This is a genomic window from Methylopila sp. Yamaguchi (assembly GCF_002897035.1).
In the GTDB taxonomy this organism is placed as follows: domain Bacteria; phylum Pseudomonadota; class Alphaproteobacteria; order Rhizobiales; family Methylopilaceae; genus Methylopila.
Genome location: NZ_BAUX01000001.1, coordinates 37,798 through 54,355, shown reverse-complemented (window position 1 = coordinate 54,355; position 16,558 = coordinate 37,798). Strand labels below are relative to the sequence as shown.

Sequence of the window (16,558 nt, the reverse complement as noted above, 5' to 3'; positions counted from 1 at the left end):
GCGCCGCTGACATCCAGCCGCCATCCTCCCAGAAGGCTCTACGTCCATGACCGATCCGGCCTCGCCGTCACGTCGCGTTTCGCGCCGCACCGTTCTTCAGCTCGCCGGGATCGCCGGCGCCGGCGTTCTGCCGCTGAGCGCCGCCGCGGCGCTGCCGGCGCTTCGTCCGGCCGCCGCGCCGCTCGACGCGCTTGCCGAAATCTGCCGCACCGGGGCGCCTGTCGCCGCCGACGGCGCGCCGATCAAGCTCAAGCTCGCCTGGAACGCGTCCGGAATCTGCACCGCGGCTGCGCCGGTCGCGCATGAGTCCGGCATCTTCGCGCGCCATGGGCTCGAGGTTGAGTTCGTGAACTTCGGCGGCTCCACTGAGGCGCTGCTGGAGGCGATCGCCACGGGGAAGGCCGACGCCGGCATCGGCATGGCGCTGCGGTGGCTGAAGCCGCTGGAGCAGGGGTTCGACGTCAAGGTCACCGCGGGAATCCACGGCGGGTGCCTGCGCCTGCTGGCGGCGAAGGATTCCGGGATCACCACCCTCGCCGACCTGAAGGGCAAGACCGTCGCCGTCAGCGACCAGGCGAGCCCCGGCAAGAACTTCTTCTCCATCGCCCTCGCTAAGGCGGGTCTCAATCCCGAGACCGACGTCGAATGGCGCCAGTATCCCGGCGAGCTGCTGCCGCTTGCGATCCAGAAGGGCGAGGCCCAGGCCCTGGCCGACGCCGACCCTAAGACCTTCATCTGGCTGAAGGATCCGAACCTCGTCGAGGTCGCGACCAATCTCAGCGGCGAATACAAGGACCGCACCTGCTGCCTGCTCGCGGTGCGCGGGTCGCTGGTGCGCGACGAGCGCCCGATCGCGACGGCGCTTACGAAGGCGCTGCTCGAGGCCGGCCACCGGGTCGCGACCGATCCGCGCTACGCCGCCGAGGCCTTCGCGAAGTACGGCGGCAAGGGATCGATCGAGGATCTGGCCAAGATCCTCACGACCCACGACCACGGACACCGTCCCATCGGAGACGACCTCAAGCGGCAGCTTGTGGCCTATGGCGAGGAGCTGAAGCTCGTCAACGTGTTCAAGCCGCGGACCGACCTGCAAAAATTTGCCGACCGCGTCTACGCCGACGTACTGACCGCGAGCTGAGGGGGAGACGTGATGAGCGCCGCCTACGACGTCGCATCGGGCGAGGCCGCGACCGAGCGGACGGCCTCGCCTCGCAGGCCCTGGCCGGCGCTCGAGATAGCGGCCGCGGCCGCCTGGATCGGGGCAGGAGCTATCACGGCTCTGATCGAGGAGGCCGGAGACTTCGGCTACACGCAGGAGTTCGCATTTCTCTTGGCTGGCGTCGGAGGCGCGATCCTCATCGCGGCGCTTGTCGGGCGGGCCGCGCCGGCGTTAGGCCGCCGGCTGCGGCACTGGGCGCCGTGGCTGATCCTGATCGCCGTCGGCTCCGCCGGCTGGGAGCTCGTGACGGCGAAGCTCGAACTTCTGCCGATGCCGTTTTTCCCGCCGCCGCAGGCAATCCTTGAGGTCTATCTCGACGACTATCCTCGTCTGCTCGAAAGCCTCGTGGCGTCCGCCAAGCTTCTGGCCGTGGGCTATCTCTTTGGAGCCAGCGCCGGCTTCCTGCTCGGCGTCGCGGTCGGCTGGTCGCAGGTGGTCGCCTACTGGACGCATCCGATCCTGCGCTTCGTAGGCCCGTTGCCGGCGACCGCCTGGCTGCCGCTCGCCTTCTTCCTGTTCCCGTCGAGCTGGAGCGCGAGCACCTTCCTAATCGCGCTCGCGACCGGCTTCCCCGTGACGGTCCTCACCTGGTCAGGGGTGGCCAGCGTCCACTCCGGCTACTATGACGTCGCGCGGACCCTCGGCGCGAACCGGGCCTTTCTGGTGCTGAAGGTCGCGATCCCCGCGGCGCTGCCTCACGTCTTCGTCGGCCTGTTCATGGGGCTCGGCTCGTCCTTCGCCGTGCTCGTGGTCGCCGAGATGCTCGGCGTGAAGGCCGGGCTCGGCTGGTACCTGCAATGGGCCCAGGGCTGGGCGTCCTACGCCAATATGTACGCCGCGCTGATCGTGCTGGCGCTCGGCTGCTCCAGCCTGATCACGGCGCTGTTCAAGCTGCGCGACCGGCAGCTCGGCTGGCAGAAGGGCGTCGTCCGATGGTGAGCGCCGCACGGACCCTCAAGCCCGAACCCTTCGCGGCCGGCGGCGCGCTCGCGGTGCGCGAGGTCACCCATCGCTTCGAATTGGAAGGCAAACCGCTCCCGGTACTCGACCGCATCACGCTCGACGTCGCGCCGGGCGAGTTCGTCGCGCTGCTCGGGCCCTCGGGCTGCGGGAAGTCGACACTGCTCCGCCTGGTCGCAGGCCTCGAGCCGCCGAGCTCCGGGAGCCTCGTCTTCGACGGCGCGACCATCGCGGGCCCCGATCCCTCGCGGGTCGTGGTGTTCCAGGATCCGACGCTTTTCCCCTGGCGGACGGTGGAGGCGAACGTCGCACTGGGCCTGGAGGCGCAAGGCCTGCTGAAGACGCATCGCCACCGCATCGCGGAGGCGCTGAAGCTGGTGGGGCTCGCCGAGTTCGCCTCGGCCTATCCGCATCAGCTCTCCGGCGGCATGGCGCAGCGCGCCGCGCTCGCCCGCGCGCTCGTCAACGAGCCGCGGTTGCTCATCCTCGACGAGCCGCTCGGCAAGCTCGACTCCCTGACGCGTCTCGCCATGCAGAGCGAACTGGCGCGGCTATGGGCCGAAGCCGGGTTCAGCGCTTTGCTCGTCACGCACGACGTCGAGGAGGCGCTCATTCTGGCCGACCGGGTGGTCGTGCTGAGCGGCCGCCCAGCGCGCATCCTCGCCGAGATCGAGGTGACGGAGGCCCGTCCGCGCGCCCGTGACGGCGCCGCGCTGGTCGCGCTTCGCCGCGACATTCTCGGCCTGCTGGCCTGACGTCCCGGCCGGCGGCTCCGCCGGCCATCCCCGCTTCAAAGACACGAAAGGCGCGACGACGATGAACGTCCCGATCCCCGCGCAGCGCTTCGCCGAAACCTCCAGCGTCCAGGCGCCCGATTTCTCCGAGCTGTTCGCAAGCATTGCGGAGGGCGCCGCTGAGCGCGACCGCGAGCGCATTCACCCCTACGCCATCATCGACCTGATCCGGCAAAACCGGATCGGCGCGCTGCGGCTGTCGCCGGCGGAGGGCGGCTACGGCATCAGCCTGCGCCAGCTGCTGGGAACCGTCATCCGCCTCGCGGCGGCCGATCCCAATGTCGCGCATGCGCTGCGCAACCACTTCGCCTTCGTGGATCGCTTCGCACGGTCCCCCCGCGCGCCGAACCGCGAGAAGTGGGTCACCCTGGTCGCCAGCGGCGCGATCTTCGGGCTTGGAAACACCGAACTGTCGAGCGCCACCATCGGCGGAGCTCCCTACGAGACGCGGCTGACGCCGGACGGCGACGGATACCGCCTGGACGGCACGAAGTACTACAGCACCGGCACGCTCTACGCCGACCATGTCATCGTCCGCGCCGCCGCGCCCGGCGACCTTGCGGCTTCCGCGATCATCCCGGTGACCCGGGAGGGCGTCGAGCTCGTGGACGATTGGGATGGCGCGGGGCAGCGGCTCACCGGGTCGGGCACGACTGTCCTCCGGAACGTGCGCGTGGAGCCTGACGAGGTCGTGCTCGACACGCCCGCCGTCGGCTACGGATTGCCTTACGCCAACACGCTCGCCCAGCTGCTGGTGACGGGCATCGTCGCCGGCATCCTCCGGAACGTGCTGGACGACGCCGTGGCGCTGCTGGGCTCCCGCAAGGACCGGCATTTCTACTATGCGGCCGTTCCCCGCGCGGCGGATGACCCCCTGTTGCAGGGGATTGTCGGCGAGATCTCCGCCGCGGCCTTCGCCGCCGAGACGGTGGTGCTGGCGGCGGCCGACGCGCTCGACGAGCTGACTGCGGCTCGTGACGCCGGCCGGCCGGCGGAGACGCTCGCGCAGGACGCTGCGGCCGCCTCCGCCAAGGCCAAGCTGATCGTGGACGAATTGACGCTCAAGAACGCGAGCCGCCTGTTCGACGTCGGCGGCGCCTCCGCCACAAAGCGCGTCAAGAACCTCGACCGGCATTGGCGAAACGCCCGCACGCTTGCGTCGCACAATTCCGGATCGCTGAAGGCGGCGGCGCTCGGCGCGAACGTCCTCACGGGCGCGCCGCTGCCGAGCAAGGGCTTCTTCTGAGGCCGCGAACCGGAGACACCCGATGACCGAGACCACCTCCGCGGCCGACGCCGCGGCGCGCGAGGCGCTGCGGCTGATCGGCCCCACGCCGGAGAACTGGGCGCCTCTGCCGGCCGGCGTCGACCACAACGTGGCGGTGGTCGGCGGCGGCCAGACCGGCGCCGCCTTCGCCTTCGCTCTGAAGCGGGCGGGCGTGGGCGCCGTGACCGTCATCGAGGCCGAAGCGGACCCCGCCCGCGCCGGGATCTGGCGTCGGTCCGCGCGCATGGGAAAGCTTCGGACGCCGAAGAACCTTGTCGGCCCCGAACTTGGCCTGCCGCAGTTGAGCTTCCAGGCCTGGTACGAAGCGCGCCACGGCCGCGAGGCCTACGCGGCGATCGACCGGATCGCGCGCACGGACTGGTCCGACTATCTCGCCTGGTACGCGCGCGTCACCGAGTTCGCGCCGCGTTACGGCGTGCGGCTGGTCCGCATCGAGCCGGCGGAGACAGGCTTCCGCCTGCATCTGCAGAGCGCCGCCGGCCCCACCGTCGAGACCGCGCGCAAGGTGATCCTCGCGAACGGATTCCTGGGCGCCGGCGCGCCGTTTACGCCCGAGGTGCTGCGGGGACTTTCAGCGGAGCGGCTTGCGCACACCTCCGAGGACATCGACTTCGAGCGTCTCAAGGGAAGGCGCGTCGCGGTGATCGGCGGCGCGGCGGCGGCGTTCGACGTTGCGGGAACCGCGCTGGAGGCCGGCGCCGCGGAGGCGCGGCTGTTCGTGCGGCGGCCGGCGCTCGCCAACCTGCCGGTCTCACGCGCCCGCGCCTATCCCGGAGCCTACGACAACTATCCCGCGCTTCCCGACGCCCTGAAGTGGCGCTCGGCGCTGCGGTTTCGCCGGTCCGGTTCGACCGCGACCGTCGACGCCGTCGAGCGCGTCGCGGCATTCTCGAACGCCCGCCTGCATCTCGGCGTGACGCTGCTCTCGGCGACGGAGGGGGCGGACGTCCTGACCCTCGACTTCGGGATGGAACGCCATGTCGCGGACGTCGTGATCTCGGCGGCGGGCTACGCTGCAGATCCCGCGCTTCGGCCCGAGCTCGCCGATTTCGCCGGCGACATCCTGCGCTGGCGCGACGTCTACGCGCCGCCGGCCGGCGACGAGGACGAAAGCCTCGGCGCCCATCCCTACCTCGGCGCCGGGCATGTTTATCAGGAGCGTCAGCCAGGCGCCGCGCCGTTCCTGAAGGACATCCACGTTTTCAATCCGAGCGCCTTCGTCAGCTTCGGCCTGCCCGTCGGCGACGTGCCCAGCCTCAAGCGCGACGTGCCGGCGGTTGTCGCGCAGATCAGCCGCGACCTCTTCTTCGCCGACCTCGCGCACCACGCTGAGCGCTTCGCGGGCGACGTCCCGGCGGATTTTCCGCACGAGCTCTACGCATCTCTTCTTCACGGCGACGCAAAGGCGCTTGCCGCGGAGTGAGACGGCTGGCGCGCCTCCGCGCCCCGGCGGCGCGCCAGCCATACTGAGATTTCTAAGTTGACACATTAGATTGTTTTTATAGACATAGTTTCTTCGTTTCGCCGGAGGCGGCGCGACCATCGTTTTCTCCGCCCGTCACTGGGCGTCTCAGGGGGTCACAATGGCCAGGCATTTCGGGGTTGGCTCGCGTCTCGCGCGGGGCGACGGACACGGGGGCTCTGCGATCGCGCAGACGCTCAGGTTCGCGAGCGTAGCGCTTTACGCATGGTCGTTCCTGCGTTTCGCCGCGGGCGCAGCCGTGATCGCCGCCTTGCTGTTGATTGCGACGCGCGTCTCGGCCGCCGAGCCCAAGGCCGGCGGAACGGTGACCGCGATCATCCAGCCGGAGCCTGTCGTCCTGACCTCGGCGCTGAATTCCGCCGCGCCCACCGGCACCGTCTCAGGCAACATCTTCGACGGCCTCGTCGACTATGACTTCGACCTCAAGCCGCGGCCCGCGCTCGCGACCAGCTGGGAGACCTCGGCCGACGGCAAGGCCATCACCTTTCATCTGCGCCCGGGCGTAACCTGGCACGACGGCACGCCCTTCACCTCAGCGGACGTGAAGTGGACGCTGGAGAATGTCTGGAAGAAGATCCATCCTCGCAACCAGCTCACCTTCGCCAAGGTGACGGAGGTCGAGACGCCGGACGACCTGACAGTCGTCCTGAAGCTCTCCCAGCCGTCGGTCGCGATCCTGAGCTCGGTCAACTCCAACGGCGCGCAGGTGCTTCCGAAGCACCTTTACGAGGGCACCGACGTCCTCAACAACCCGTACAACAACAAGCCGGTCGGCACCGGTCCCTTCGTGTTCAAGGAATGGAAGAAGGGCGAGTACATCGCGCTCGAGCGCAACCCCAACTACTGGGACAAGCCGAAGCCCTACCTTGACCGCTTGATCTTCCGCGTGATTCCGGACGCCGCCGCCCGCGCCGCCGCCTTCGAGAAGGGCGAGGTCCAGTACGGCGTGCTCAGCCCCGTTCCGCTGAAGGACGCCAAGCGCCTCGCCGAACTGCCGACCCTGAAGGTCGAGACCAAGGGCTACGAGTGGCTCTCGCCGTTCCTGTTCATCGATCTGAACGTGGACAATCCGCAGCTCAAGGACGTCCGCGTCCGCCGCGCGATCGCGCACGCGATCGACAAGGCCGCGCTCGCCCGGATCGTTTGGTTCGGATTCGGCGAACCGGCGTCGAGCCCGGTCCCGTCCACGCTGAAGGCGTTCCACGACCCCGCGGCGCCGGCCTACGCCTTCGACACGAAGCAGGCCGAGGCTCTGCTGGACGAAGCGGGCTTCCCGCGCGGCGCCGGCGGCGTACGCTTCACGCTCAACCACGACTACATTCCCTACGGCGACGACTACAAACGCTCGGCTGAGTTCATCAAGCAGGCGCTGAAGCGCGTCGGCGTCGAGGTCAACGTCCGCACCCAGGACGTGCCGACCTATACTAAGCGCGTCTACGGCGACCGCGACAGCGACGTGGCCCTCACCTGGTTCGCGGCGTTCTCGGACCCGCAGGTCGGGGTGACGCGTGTCTACAATTCCGCCTCGATCGGCAAGAACATCCCCTGGACCAACGGCTCGGGCTACCGCAACCCGGAGGTCGACGCCTTGATCTCCTCGGTGCAGGGAGAGGCCGATCCCGAGAAACGCGTGGCGGATTTCCGCAAACTGCAGCAGATCGTGCTGACCGATCTGCCGACGATCCCGCTGGTCGAGCTCAAGTTCTTCACGGTCCACGCAGCCGGGCTGAAGGACGCCGTGACGACGGGCGACCAGGTCTACGGCTCGCTGAAGAACGCATGGTTCGAAACCGCGCCGGCGCAGAACTGAAGGCGCGACCCGTGACCCGCTTCGTTCTTTCTGGCCTCGGCGCGGGCTCGCGGTGACCCGCGTGACCGGAGCGGGCCTCCGCCGCTGGTCGCGGCGGACCCTCGACATGATCGTGGTGGTGCTCGGCATCGCCACGATCAACTTCTTCCTGCTGCATCTCGCGCCGGGCGACGCGGCCCAGGTGCTGGCGGGGGAGGCGGGCTCGGCGACGCCCGAGTACATCGCGACACTGCGCGCGCAGTTCGGGCTCGACCGGCCGCTGTGGAGCCAGTTCCTGAGCTACCTCGGCAATGTGCTCACCTTCGACCTCGGCTGGTCGTTCCGGCATGGCATGTCCGTCGGCCGGCTCATTCTTGACCGCCTGCCGGCGACCCTCCTGCTGATGGGGGCAAGCGTCGGGTTCGCGGCGCTCGCGGGCTCCGCGCTCGGCGCCCTGGCGGGCCGCCGCGCCGGAAGTCTCGCAGACACCGCAGTGTCCACGGTCGCGCTGCTGTTCTACGCCACGCCCACCTTCTGGGTCGGGCTGGTGCTCACCGTCATCTTCTCGGTCTGGCTCGACTGGCTGCCGGTCGGTGGCATGACGACGATCGGGGCGGGCTTCAGCGGCGCGGCCTACGCGCTCGACGTCGCGCATCACCTCGTGCTGCCGGCGGCGACGCTCGGGCTGTTCTACGTCGCGGTCTATGCGCGGCTTATGCGCGCCTCGGTGATCGACGTGCAGGGCCGGGATTACGTGCGCACCGCCGTCGCCAAGGGCCTGCGGTCCCACCGCATCCTCCGCCGCCACGTGCTCCGCAACGCGCTGCTGCCCGTTGTCACCATGCTCGGCGTCCAGATCGGCTCCGTGCTCGGCGGGGCGGTGCTGGTCGAGACGGTGTTCTCCTGGCCGGGCCTCGGGCGGCTCGCCTTCGAGGCGCTGTTCCAGCGCGACCTCAACCTGTTGCTCGGTGTGCTGCTGTGCAGCTCGGTCGTCGTGGTCGTGGTCAACCTCGTGGTCGACCTCGCCTACGCCGCCCTCGACCCGCGCATTGAGGTCGCCTGATGGCGCTGCTCGATTTCGGCGCCGCCGTCGCCCGACGCCGCCCTCGGGCGGCGGCCGACGGCCTGCTCGTCCGGCTGCTGGCGCGGCCTTCCGCCGTCGTGGGCCTCGCGCTGCTGGCGATCGTGCTGGTCGCGGCGGCCGGGGCCGACAGGTTCTTCCCCGAAGACCCGCTCGCCATGGTCGCGCTGCCGCTGCTGCCGCCGGGCGAAGACCCGGCGTTCCCGCTCGGGACCGACATGCTCGGCCGCGACATCGCGGCCGGCGTGTTCCACGGCGCGCGTGTGTCGCTGCTGATCGGCGTGGTGGCGACGCTGGTCTCGCTCGTCATCGGCGTCGGCATAGGCGCGCTCGCGGGCTACTACCGCGGCGCCCTCGACCGCGCGCTGATGCGCGTCACCGAGCTGTTCCAGACCATCCCGCCGTTCCTGTTCGCGCTCGCCATCGTCGCGGTGCTGCAGCCGTCGATCCCGACCATCGTCGGCGCGATCGGCGTGACCTCGTGGCCGAGCCTCGCCCGGCTGGTGCGGGCCGAGGTGCTGAAGCTCCGAACCTCCGAGATGGTCGAGGCTTCGATCGCGCTCGGCGCCGGCGACGCCCGCATCATCCTCCGCCACATCCTGCCGAACGCCGCCGGGCCGATCCTGGTCTCCGCCTCCATTCTGGTCGCGACGGCGATCCTGACCGAGTCGAGCCTCGCCTTCCTGGGACTGGGCGATCCGAACGTCGTGAGCTGGGGCGGCATGGTGGGCGCGGGCCGCGAGGTGCTGCGGACCGACTGGTATGTCGCGACCCTGCCAGGCGTCGCGATCGTGATCGCGGTGCTGGCGCTCAACCTGCTGGGCGACGGGCTGAACGACGCCCTCGATCCCCGGAGCGGCCGCCGATGACCGGGGCCGCTCTCCAGGTCGACGACCTCACCATCGGTTTCGTCGAGCGTCGGCGGACGCTCGTCGCCGTCCGCAACCTGTCCTTCGCCATCGCGCCCGGCGAGGCGCTGGCGATCGTCGGCGAAAGCGGCTGCGGCAAGTCGCTGACGGCGCTGTCGCTGCTCGGCCTGCTGCCGAAGCCCGGGCGCGTGCTCGGCGGCTCGATCCGCGTCGAGGGCGAGGAGATCGTCGGGCGCACCGGCGAGGCGTTGCGGCGGCTGCGGGGCGACCGGATCGCCATGATCTTCCAGGAGCCGATGACCGCGCTGAACCCCGTGCTGACGGTCGGGAAGCAGATCGTCGAGGCCGTCCGCGCCCACCGCGCCGTGTCCCGCGCCGAGGCCCGCGAGCGGGCGGTGGCTCTGCTGGAGCGGGTCCGCATTCCGGACGCGGGGCGGAGGCTCGACGAGTTCCCGCACCGCCTCTCCGGCGGCATGCGCCAGCGCGTGATGATCGCCATGGCGCTCGCCTGCGACCCGGCCGTGCTGGTGGCGGACGAGCCGACCACCGCTCTCGACGTCACCATCCAGGCGCAGATCCTCGACCTCATCGACGACCTGCGGCGGGAGCGCGGCATGGCGGTGGCGCTCATCACCCACGACCTGGGCGTCGTGGCGCGCCACGCCGAGCGCACGCTGGTGATGTACGCCGGCGCTAAGGTGGAGGAGCGGCCGACCGCGGAGCTGTTCGCCGATCCGCGCCACCCCTACACCCGCGGCCTGATCGCGGCCCGCCCCGGCGGGCGCCTCAGCGCGCGGCGGCGGCTGACCGAGATCCCGGGAAGGGTGCCGGCGCTGGACGAGATGCCAGCCGGCTGCGCCTTCGCGCCGCGCTGCGACCTCGCCGACGACGCTTGCCGCGCGGCCCCGCCGCCGCTGGAGGCCGCCGGCGCCCACGGCTTGGTCGCCTGCCTCAAGGCCCGCAGTGTGGAACGCGCCCCGGCGCCGAGGGCGAAGGTCGCCGTCCATGTCTGAGCCCCTGCTCGCGGTCGACGACCTCGTCGTGCGCTTCGACACGCCGCGCGGGACGGTCTCGGCCGTCGACGGCGTCTCGCTGCATGTGGCGCGCGGCGAGACGCTCGGGCTCGTGGGCGAAAGCGGCTGCGGCAAGTCCACGCTCGGCCGCGCGATCCTCCGGCTCGTCGAGCCGAAGGCCGGCGCGATCCGTTTCGACGGCGACGACCTCGCCGGCCGCTCGCGCGCTGCGCTCCGGTCGGCCCGCCGCGGTCTGCAGATGGTGTTCCAGGATCCCGCCGCTTCGCTCGATCCGCGCTGGACGGTGGGCGACCTTATCGCCGAGCCGCTGCACATTCACGGCGTCGGCACGCGGGCGGAGCGGAAGGCGAAGGTGCGGGACCTGCTGCGCCAGGTCGGCCTGCCGCCAGAGGCGGCCGAGCGCCGGCCCCACGCCTTCTCCGGCGGCCAGCGCCAGCGCATCGGCATCGCCCGCGCGCTCGCGCTCGATCCCAAGGTGGTGGTGCTGGACGAGCCCGTCTCCGCGCTCGACGTCTCGGTGCAGGCGCAGATCCTCAACCTGCTGGTCGACCTGCAGGAGCGGCTCGGCGTCGCCTTCCTGTTCATCAGCCACGACCTCGGGGTGGTCGAGCACCTCTGCGACCGCGTCGCGGTGATGTATCTCGGCCGCATCGTCGAGAGCGCGCCGCGGGAGGCGCTGTTCCGCCGTCCGGCGCACCCCTATTCCCGTCTGTTGCTCGACGCGGCGCCGAGCCTCGACGCAAACGCGCCGCGGCGGACCCCGGCCCCCGCCTCGAACGAGCTGCCGAGCCCCTACGACCCGCCCTCCGGCTGCCGCTTCCGCACCCGCTGTCCCCACGCGGTGGAGCGCTGCGCCGTCGAGACGCCCAAGTTGAGTGATCTCGGCGCCGGACAACACGTCGCCTGCCATCGCGCCGGCGAGATCTGACAGGAGACATCCATGGCGCGCGTGCGCGACCTCACCCCGAGCGACCTGACCGGCGAGGCCCGGACCGTTTATGAGCGGATCGAGCGGGAGTACGGCCCGTTCGGCAATATGCTCTCCGTGTTCGCGCACCGCCCCCCGGCGCTCGAGCACATCTTCGGGCTGCTGCTCGCCTCCAAGCGCGACGCGGTGATCTCGAAGCGGCATCTGGAGATCGTGCTGCTGTCGGCGTCGGCCGCGGCCGCCTGCGAGTACTGCGTCGCGCACCACGCGCCGCGCCTCGTCGAGCAGGGCCTGCCGCAGGAGGCGGCCGACCGCGTGCTTGACGACGCGCCTCCCGGCTTCGACGACGTAGACCTGCTGGTTCGGGACTACGCCGTCCAGCTCACCCGTGACCCCAAGCGCGTGTCCGACGCGTTCTTCGTCCGGCTCAAAGCCGTCTTCACCGAGGAGCAGATCGTCGAGATCACACTTCGCGCCGCCCTCTGCGCCTTCTTCAACCGCTTCAACGAAGGACTGCGGATCGAGGTCGAAGAGGGCGTCGCGTTGCCAGAGGTGGCCTGAGACGGCACCTTGCGCACGTCGCTCAGACCGCCGGCGCCCAGCGCCGGTGCGCCCAGCGGGCGGCGCCGTCGAGCAGGAAGCCGAGCACGCCGATGACGAGCACGGTCGCCATCAGCTCCGGGTAGGCGAGCCGGTCGCGGGTGTCGAGGATGAAGTAGCCGAGCCCGGCCGAGACGCCCAGCATCTCGCAGGGCACCAGCACGATCCACGAGATCCCGATCGCGAGGCGGAGGCCGGTGAGCACGTGCGCCATGACGCCGGGCAGCACGATCCGCCCCAGCGTCTCCGCCTTCGTGGCCGCGAGGCTTTCCGCCAGCAACAGCCAGCGCCGGTCGAGCTGCCGCACTCCGGCGGCGGTGTTGAGCACGATCGGCCAGACGGCCGCAAACGTCAGCAGGAAGTAGATCGGCGCGTCGCCGACGCCGAACGTCATCACCGCGATGGGCATCCAGGACAGCGGCGAGATCATACGGAGCAGCTGGAACGCCGGCGTGGTCGCCGCCTCCAGCCGCGCGCTGGCGCCGACGGCGAGCCCGAGCGGCACGCCGATCGCGAGCGCGAGCGCGAGGCCGACGGCGATCCGCTTCAGGCTGACCATGACGTGCAGCGGCAGGTCGCGCCCGCCGACCAGCTCGCCAAGCGCCGCGAAGGTGGGCCCCGGCGCGAACATGCGCGCAAAGGAGCCGTCCCGCGGCAGCGCCTCGGTCGCGATCCACCACAGCGCGAGCACCGCCCCGAGCCCGGCCGCGCCCAACAGCGCATAGCCGAGCCCGCCGGCGGCTCGGCGGCGGCGCGGGGCCGCCGCGGAAGGCGTGCTCACGCCGAGATCGTCTCGGTCCGCGTGAAGCCCTCGGGCAGGCCGAAGGCCTGCAAGCCGCCGGTCTTGAGCACCGCTTTCTTCACGAAGCTGTCGTCCACCAGATCGCGCGCCGCGAAGGCGGGGTCGAGCTCCGCGAGGAAGCGGTTGTCGCCTTCGATCGCGGTGTCCTTCAGGCGGCGTACCAGCTCCTCGGTGTAGCTCGGGAAGGGATAGGGCTGGAAGTCGATGCGCCGCTCGCGCCAGTCGGGGTTCTTGATCGCGCCGGACGCGACATAGCCGGCGGCGTCGCTCTCCGCGGGCGCCAGCACCTTCTCCAGCACGGCCTTGGCGTGGGGCGTGTAGCGGTTCTCGCCGTCCTTGGAGAGCAACGCCGCAGTCTCGGCGCGGTTGTCGCGCGTCCAGAGCTGCGCCCTGACCATGGCGTCGACGACCTTCTGGCTCCATTCGGGGCGCTCTCTGAGGTCACGCTCCTGCATGAACACGACGCAGCAGGCGTGGTCCTTCCACACGTCGCCGGTGAAGCGCAGCACCTTGCCGACGCCGAGCGTCTCGGCCGCCGCGTTGAACGGCTCGGCCACGATGTAGCCGGCGATCTGCTTGGATGCGAGCGCGGGCACCATGTCCGAGGGCGCCATCACCACCAGCTGGACCTCGTTGGCCGCGGGCTGGCCGGCCTTCTTCGTCACCGGCGTCAGCCCGTTCTCCTTGAGCAGCGCCTGCAGCACCACATTGTGGATCGAGTACCAGAACGGCACCGCGATGGTCTTGCCGCCGAGCTGCTTCGCGTCGGTGACGTCGAGGCCGACGGTGAGGCCGGAGCCGCCGGTGTGGTTCCAGGCCACGACCTTCGCCGGCGCCTTGGAGCCGTAGCGGGCCCAGACGGTGATCGGCGACAGCAGGTGCACGACGTTGACCTGGCCCGCGATGAAGGCCTCGACGATCTGCGCCCAGCTGCGGAAGAGGACCGGCTTTTCGGCCTTGAGGCCTTCCTTGTCGAAGAAGCCCTTGCCGTGGGCGACAAGCAGCGGGGTCGCGTCGGTGATCGGCAGGTAGCCGATCTTGACCGGCTCGTCGGCGGCCTGCGCGCGGGCTTCGGCCGCGCGCAGCAGCGGCGCGGCGCCGGCCGCCGTGAACAGGCTCGCGAGCTTGACGGCGTCGCGGCGGGAGAAGACGAAATCGTCGGTCGGCATGGGCGGGTGTCCGGTCAGTGGGGACGGATGGCGGCGCGCAGCGCCGTGAGGATCTCGACGCGCAGCGCGCCTGTTTCGGCGATGGCGTCGTCGCGGGGGTGGGGCAGGGCGATCGGCCACTCGCCGATCGCCCGCGCCGGCGCGCCGCCGAGCAGGACGACGCGGTCCGCGAGGGCCAGCGCCTCGTCAATGTCGTGGGTGATGATCAGGGCGGCGGCGCCGTGGTCGGCGACGACCTTGAGAAGCAGGCGTTGCATGTCGGCGCGGGTCACCTCATCCAGCGCGCCGAAGGGCTCGTCGAGCAGCAACACCTCGGGGCGGCGGGCGAGGCAGCGGGCGAGCGCGGTCCGCTGGGCCATGCCGCCGGAGAGCGCCGCCGGGTGGAGCTTTCGCGCGGCGTCGAGGCCGACCTCAGCGATTGCCGCGTCGACAAGCGCCTGCCGCTCGGCCTTCGAACGCGCCGGCTGGCGCTTGAAGTCGAGCCCGAAGGCGACGTTGGCCTCGAGCGTCAGCCAGGGCAGCAGGCCGGGGTCCTGGAACGCCACGGCGATACGGGGTTGGGGGGCATGGACGGCGACGCCGCCAGCCGTCACGGCGCCGGCGCTCGGTGCCTGCAAACCTCCCAGAACCCTGAGAAGGCTCGATTTTCCGACGCCGCTCGGGCCCAGCAAAGCCACGATCTCGCCGGGCGCCACCGCGAGGTCGAAGTCCGCGAGCACAGGCGCCGCAGCGCCGGGATAGCGCACTGCGACCCCGTCGGCTTGGAGCGCCGCGCTCATGCCGCGCGGCCGGCCTGGGCCTGAGCCGCAAGCGCGGCTTTGAGCTGGACGAGGCTCGGCGTGATCACCGGGAGGAACGCCGCCTCGCGCCACCGCCGCGCGAAGCCCTCGCCGGGGGTCGTCAGGTAACACTTGCCGCCGCTCGCCTGGAGTTCGAGCCCGACCGCCTCCTGCGCGATCTCGGCGAGCGCGATGCGGATGCGGAACAGATCCGCCGGCCGGCCCAGAAACACGTTGTCACTCAGGCCCTTGAGCAGCGCGCGCGTTTGGCCGTCGAGTCGTTCCGCGACATCGTCGAGGTCGGGGCCCAGCACGTGGCGGCCGGCGCCTGCGGCTTCCCGGGCTTCCGCAAGGGACCGCCGGGCGAGGCCGATCGACATGCCGATCTGCAGCCCGAGGAACGCCGGGCGCACCGCCGGCAGCCAGTTCTTAGCGTCCGGCGCGATCACCTCGTCGGCGTCGATCGCGACGTCGTCCAGCTTGATCGCGGCGGTGCTGGCCGAGCGCATGGCCATCAGTTCGAGGTCGTCGGAGCGGGCGACGCCCGGGCGGTCGTGGGCGATCGAGGCGACGAAGGCGCTCCCGTCCGGGCGACTGACAGCGGCCGCCACATGGAAGCCCTCGGCGCGCAGGTTGGTCACCCAGGGGAGCTTGCCGTCGAGCCGGATCGCGCCACCGTCGACGCGGGCGGCGACCTGCAATTCCTCCAGTCCCGCCAGGAACTTCATGGCGTTGGAAAGGCCTGTCGCGCCGGCGACGCGGCCCTCCAGAAGGTCGGGAAGCAGGCGCTCCCGCAGCGGCGCGGTGGGGCTCTGCAGCAGATATTCGACGTAGGTCCGGTGGCCCCAGAACACGAAGCCCGCCGCCAGCGACCGCTCGGAGATCGCGGCGACCGTCTCTACGGCGTCGCCGAGAGAACCGCCTGCGCCGCCGAGGGTTTCGGCCACGCCGGCGCGGAACACGCCGGCCTCCGCCAGCCGCGGCAGCAGGACGGAGGGCGACGTCGCGCCGACGTCGAGGCCGTGGGCCTCGGCATTGAGCCAGACGACAAGAGGTGAGCCGATGGTCATCGCGGGGTTAACGTCCGGGTTACTCGGCGGCTTCGGCGGTTAACCCGTCCCAGCGATAGGCTTCGAGCTGCGGGTTGAGAGGCGGCTGTCCGAGGTTGTTCGCGAAGTTGCACAGCGTCGCGAGGCTGACGCCGAGCACCACCTCGAGCGCCGCCTGGTCGTCGAAGCCGGCGTCCTTGAAGGCCTCGAGGTCGGCGTCGGAGACCCGGCCGCGGGTCGCGATGACGGCTGACGTGAAGGCCTGGACCGCGTCGAAGCGCGGATCGCCAGTCGGCCGCAGGGCCCGCAGCGCCTCGACCTTGGGCTCGTCGAGGCCGGCCTTCTTGAAGGCGACCGCCGTGTGCCCGGCGACGCAGAAGCCGCAGCCGTGGGTGGCCGCGGCGGTGATCTGCACCACCTCGCGCTCCGCCAGACGGAGCGAGGACCGGGCATTGATCTGCCCGACGGTCAGATAGGTCTCGAGCGCCACGGGCGCGTTCGCCAGCACCCGCAGAAGGTTCGGCAGAAAGCCGTTGGCCTTCTCGGCTGCGGCCAGCGCGGGCTTGGCGGCGTCGGGCGCGTCGTCGTGGGTGCGAAGCGGAAGACGGGACATGGGAACTCCCTGATGCGCGTGTCGCCCTCGATCTAGGCGGTCCATGCGCCGCTCGCAACACAATCGCTAGATTGAGTGGACGAACGGACCGACCGGCCGCG

The 16,558-nt window shown here is 70.8% G+C and carries 16 protein-coding genes; 11 read left to right on the top strand and 5 right to left on the bottom strand.

Going from position 1 to position 16,558, the window contains the following annotated elements; translation table 11 throughout:
* Nucleotides 1-46: 46 nt before the first annotated feature.
* The 11 genes from METY_RS00245 to METY_RS00195 all read left to right on the top strand — a co-directional run bounded on the left by METY_RS00245 (nucleotide 47) and on the right by METY_RS00195 (nucleotide 12,006).
* Nucleotides 47-1,138: an ABC transporter substrate-binding protein gene (locus METY_RS00245; RefSeq protein ID WP_103119400.1), complete on the top strand. Its 1,092-nt coding sequence runs from the start codon at nucleotides 47-49 to the stop codon at nucleotides 1,136-1,138.
* A 12-nt stretch (nucleotides 1,139-1,150) separates the two neighbouring features.
* Nucleotides 1,151-2,158 (top strand): ABC transporter permease, encoded by a 1,008-nt coding sequence (locus tag METY_RS00240; protein ID WP_103119399.1) that lies wholly within the window; start codon nucleotides 1,151-1,153, stop codon nucleotides 2,156-2,158.
* Nucleotides 2,152-2,934 (top strand): ABC transporter ATP-binding protein, encoded by a 783-nt coding sequence (locus METY_RS00235; protein WP_103119398.1) that lies wholly within the window; start codon nucleotides 2,152-2,154, stop codon nucleotides 2,932-2,934. The genes METY_RS00240 and METY_RS00235 overlap by 7 nt, the downstream gene beginning before the upstream one ends.
* Nucleotides 2,935-2,995: 61 nt before the next feature.
* Nucleotides 2,996-4,219 carry an acyl-CoA dehydrogenase gene (locus tag METY_RS00230; RefSeq protein WP_103119739.1) on the top strand — a complete coding sequence of 408 codons (1,224 nt, stop codon included), beginning with the start codon at nucleotides 2,996-2,998 and terminating at the stop codon, nucleotides 4,217-4,219.
* A gap of 22 nt (nucleotides 4,220-4,241) precedes the next feature.
* Nucleotides 4,242-5,684 carry a SidA/IucD/PvdA family monooxygenase gene (locus METY_RS00225; protein WP_103119397.1) on the top strand — a complete coding sequence of 481 codons (1,443 nt, stop codon included), beginning with the start codon at nucleotides 4,242-4,244 and terminating at the stop codon, nucleotides 5,682-5,684.
* 160 nt (nucleotides 5,685-5,844) lie between these two features.
* Nucleotides 5,845-7,554 carry an ABC transporter substrate-binding protein gene (locus METY_RS00220; RefSeq protein WP_103119396.1) on the top strand — a complete coding sequence of 570 codons (1,710 nt, stop codon included), beginning with the start codon at nucleotides 5,845-5,847 and terminating at the stop codon, nucleotides 7,552-7,554.
* Between the two features lie 61 nt (nucleotides 7,555-7,615).
* Nucleotides 7,616-8,596 (top strand): ABC transporter permease, encoded by a 981-nt coding sequence (locus METY_RS00215; RefSeq protein ID WP_255400774.1) that lies wholly within the window; start codon nucleotides 7,616-7,618, stop codon nucleotides 8,594-8,596.
* Entirely contained in the window at nucleotides 8,596-9,483 is an 888-nt protein-coding gene (locus tag METY_RS00210) for an ABC transporter permease (protein WP_103119394.1), read from the top strand. The genes METY_RS00215 and METY_RS00210 overlap by 1 nt, the downstream gene beginning before the upstream one ends.
* The gene (locus METY_RS00205) at nucleotides 9,480-10,496 is read left to right on the top strand and encodes an ABC transporter ATP-binding protein (RefSeq protein ID WP_103119393.1); all 1,017 of its coding nucleotides are present in this window, start codon (nucleotides 9,480-9,482) and stop codon (nucleotides 10,494-10,496) included. Before METY_RS00210 ends, METY_RS00205 begins: the two co-directional genes overlap by 4 nt.
* Nucleotides 10,489-11,445, top strand: a complete 957-nt coding sequence (locus tag METY_RS00200; protein ID WP_103119392.1) for an ABC transporter ATP-binding protein — start codon at nucleotides 10,489-10,491, stop codon at nucleotides 11,443-11,445. The genes METY_RS00205 and METY_RS00200 overlap by 8 nt, the downstream gene beginning before the upstream one ends.
* A 12-nt stretch (nucleotides 11,446-11,457) precedes the next feature.
* Nucleotides 11,458-12,006 (top strand): carboxymuconolactone decarboxylase family protein, encoded by a 549-nt coding sequence (locus METY_RS00195; RefSeq protein ID WP_103119391.1) that lies wholly within the window; start codon nucleotides 11,458-11,460, stop codon nucleotides 12,004-12,006.
* A 22-nt stretch (nucleotides 12,007-12,028) separates the two neighbouring features.
* On the opposite strand, the gene METY_RS00190 is transcribed toward METY_RS00195, so the two are convergent.
* The 5 genes from METY_RS00190 to METY_RS00170 are packed head-to-tail and all read right to left on the bottom strand — an operon-like array spanning nucleotide 12,029 to nucleotide 16,457.
* Nucleotides 12,029-12,826, bottom strand: coding sequence for an ABC transporter permease (locus METY_RS00190; protein WP_244593459.1), 798 nt, complete (start codon nucleotides 12,824-12,826; stop codon nucleotides 12,029-12,031).
* A complete protein-coding gene (locus tag METY_RS00185; protein ID WP_103119390.1) occupies nucleotides 12,823-14,016 on the bottom strand; it encodes an ABC transporter substrate-binding protein in 1,194 nt (397 codons plus the stop codon). Before METY_RS00185 ends, METY_RS00190 begins: the two co-directional genes overlap by 4 nt.
* Nucleotides 14,017-14,030: 14 nt before the next feature.
* Entirely contained in the window at nucleotides 14,031-14,795 is a 765-nt protein-coding gene (locus METY_RS00180) for an ABC transporter ATP-binding protein (protein ID WP_103119389.1), read from the bottom strand.
* On the bottom strand, nucleotides 14,792-15,865 hold the full coding sequence (locus METY_RS00175) for an acyl-CoA dehydrogenase family protein (protein WP_103119388.1): 1,074 nt from the start codon (nucleotides 15,863-15,865) through the stop codon (nucleotides 14,792-14,794). Before METY_RS00175 ends, METY_RS00180 begins: the two co-directional genes overlap by 4 nt.
* Nucleotides 15,866-15,884: 19 nt before the next feature.
* Complete coding sequence (locus METY_RS00170; RefSeq protein ID WP_103119387.1) at nucleotides 15,885-16,457, bottom strand: carboxymuconolactone decarboxylase family protein; 573 nt, start codon at nucleotides 16,455-16,457, stop codon at nucleotides 15,885-15,887.
* Nucleotides 16,458-16,558: the final 101 nt, after the last annotated feature.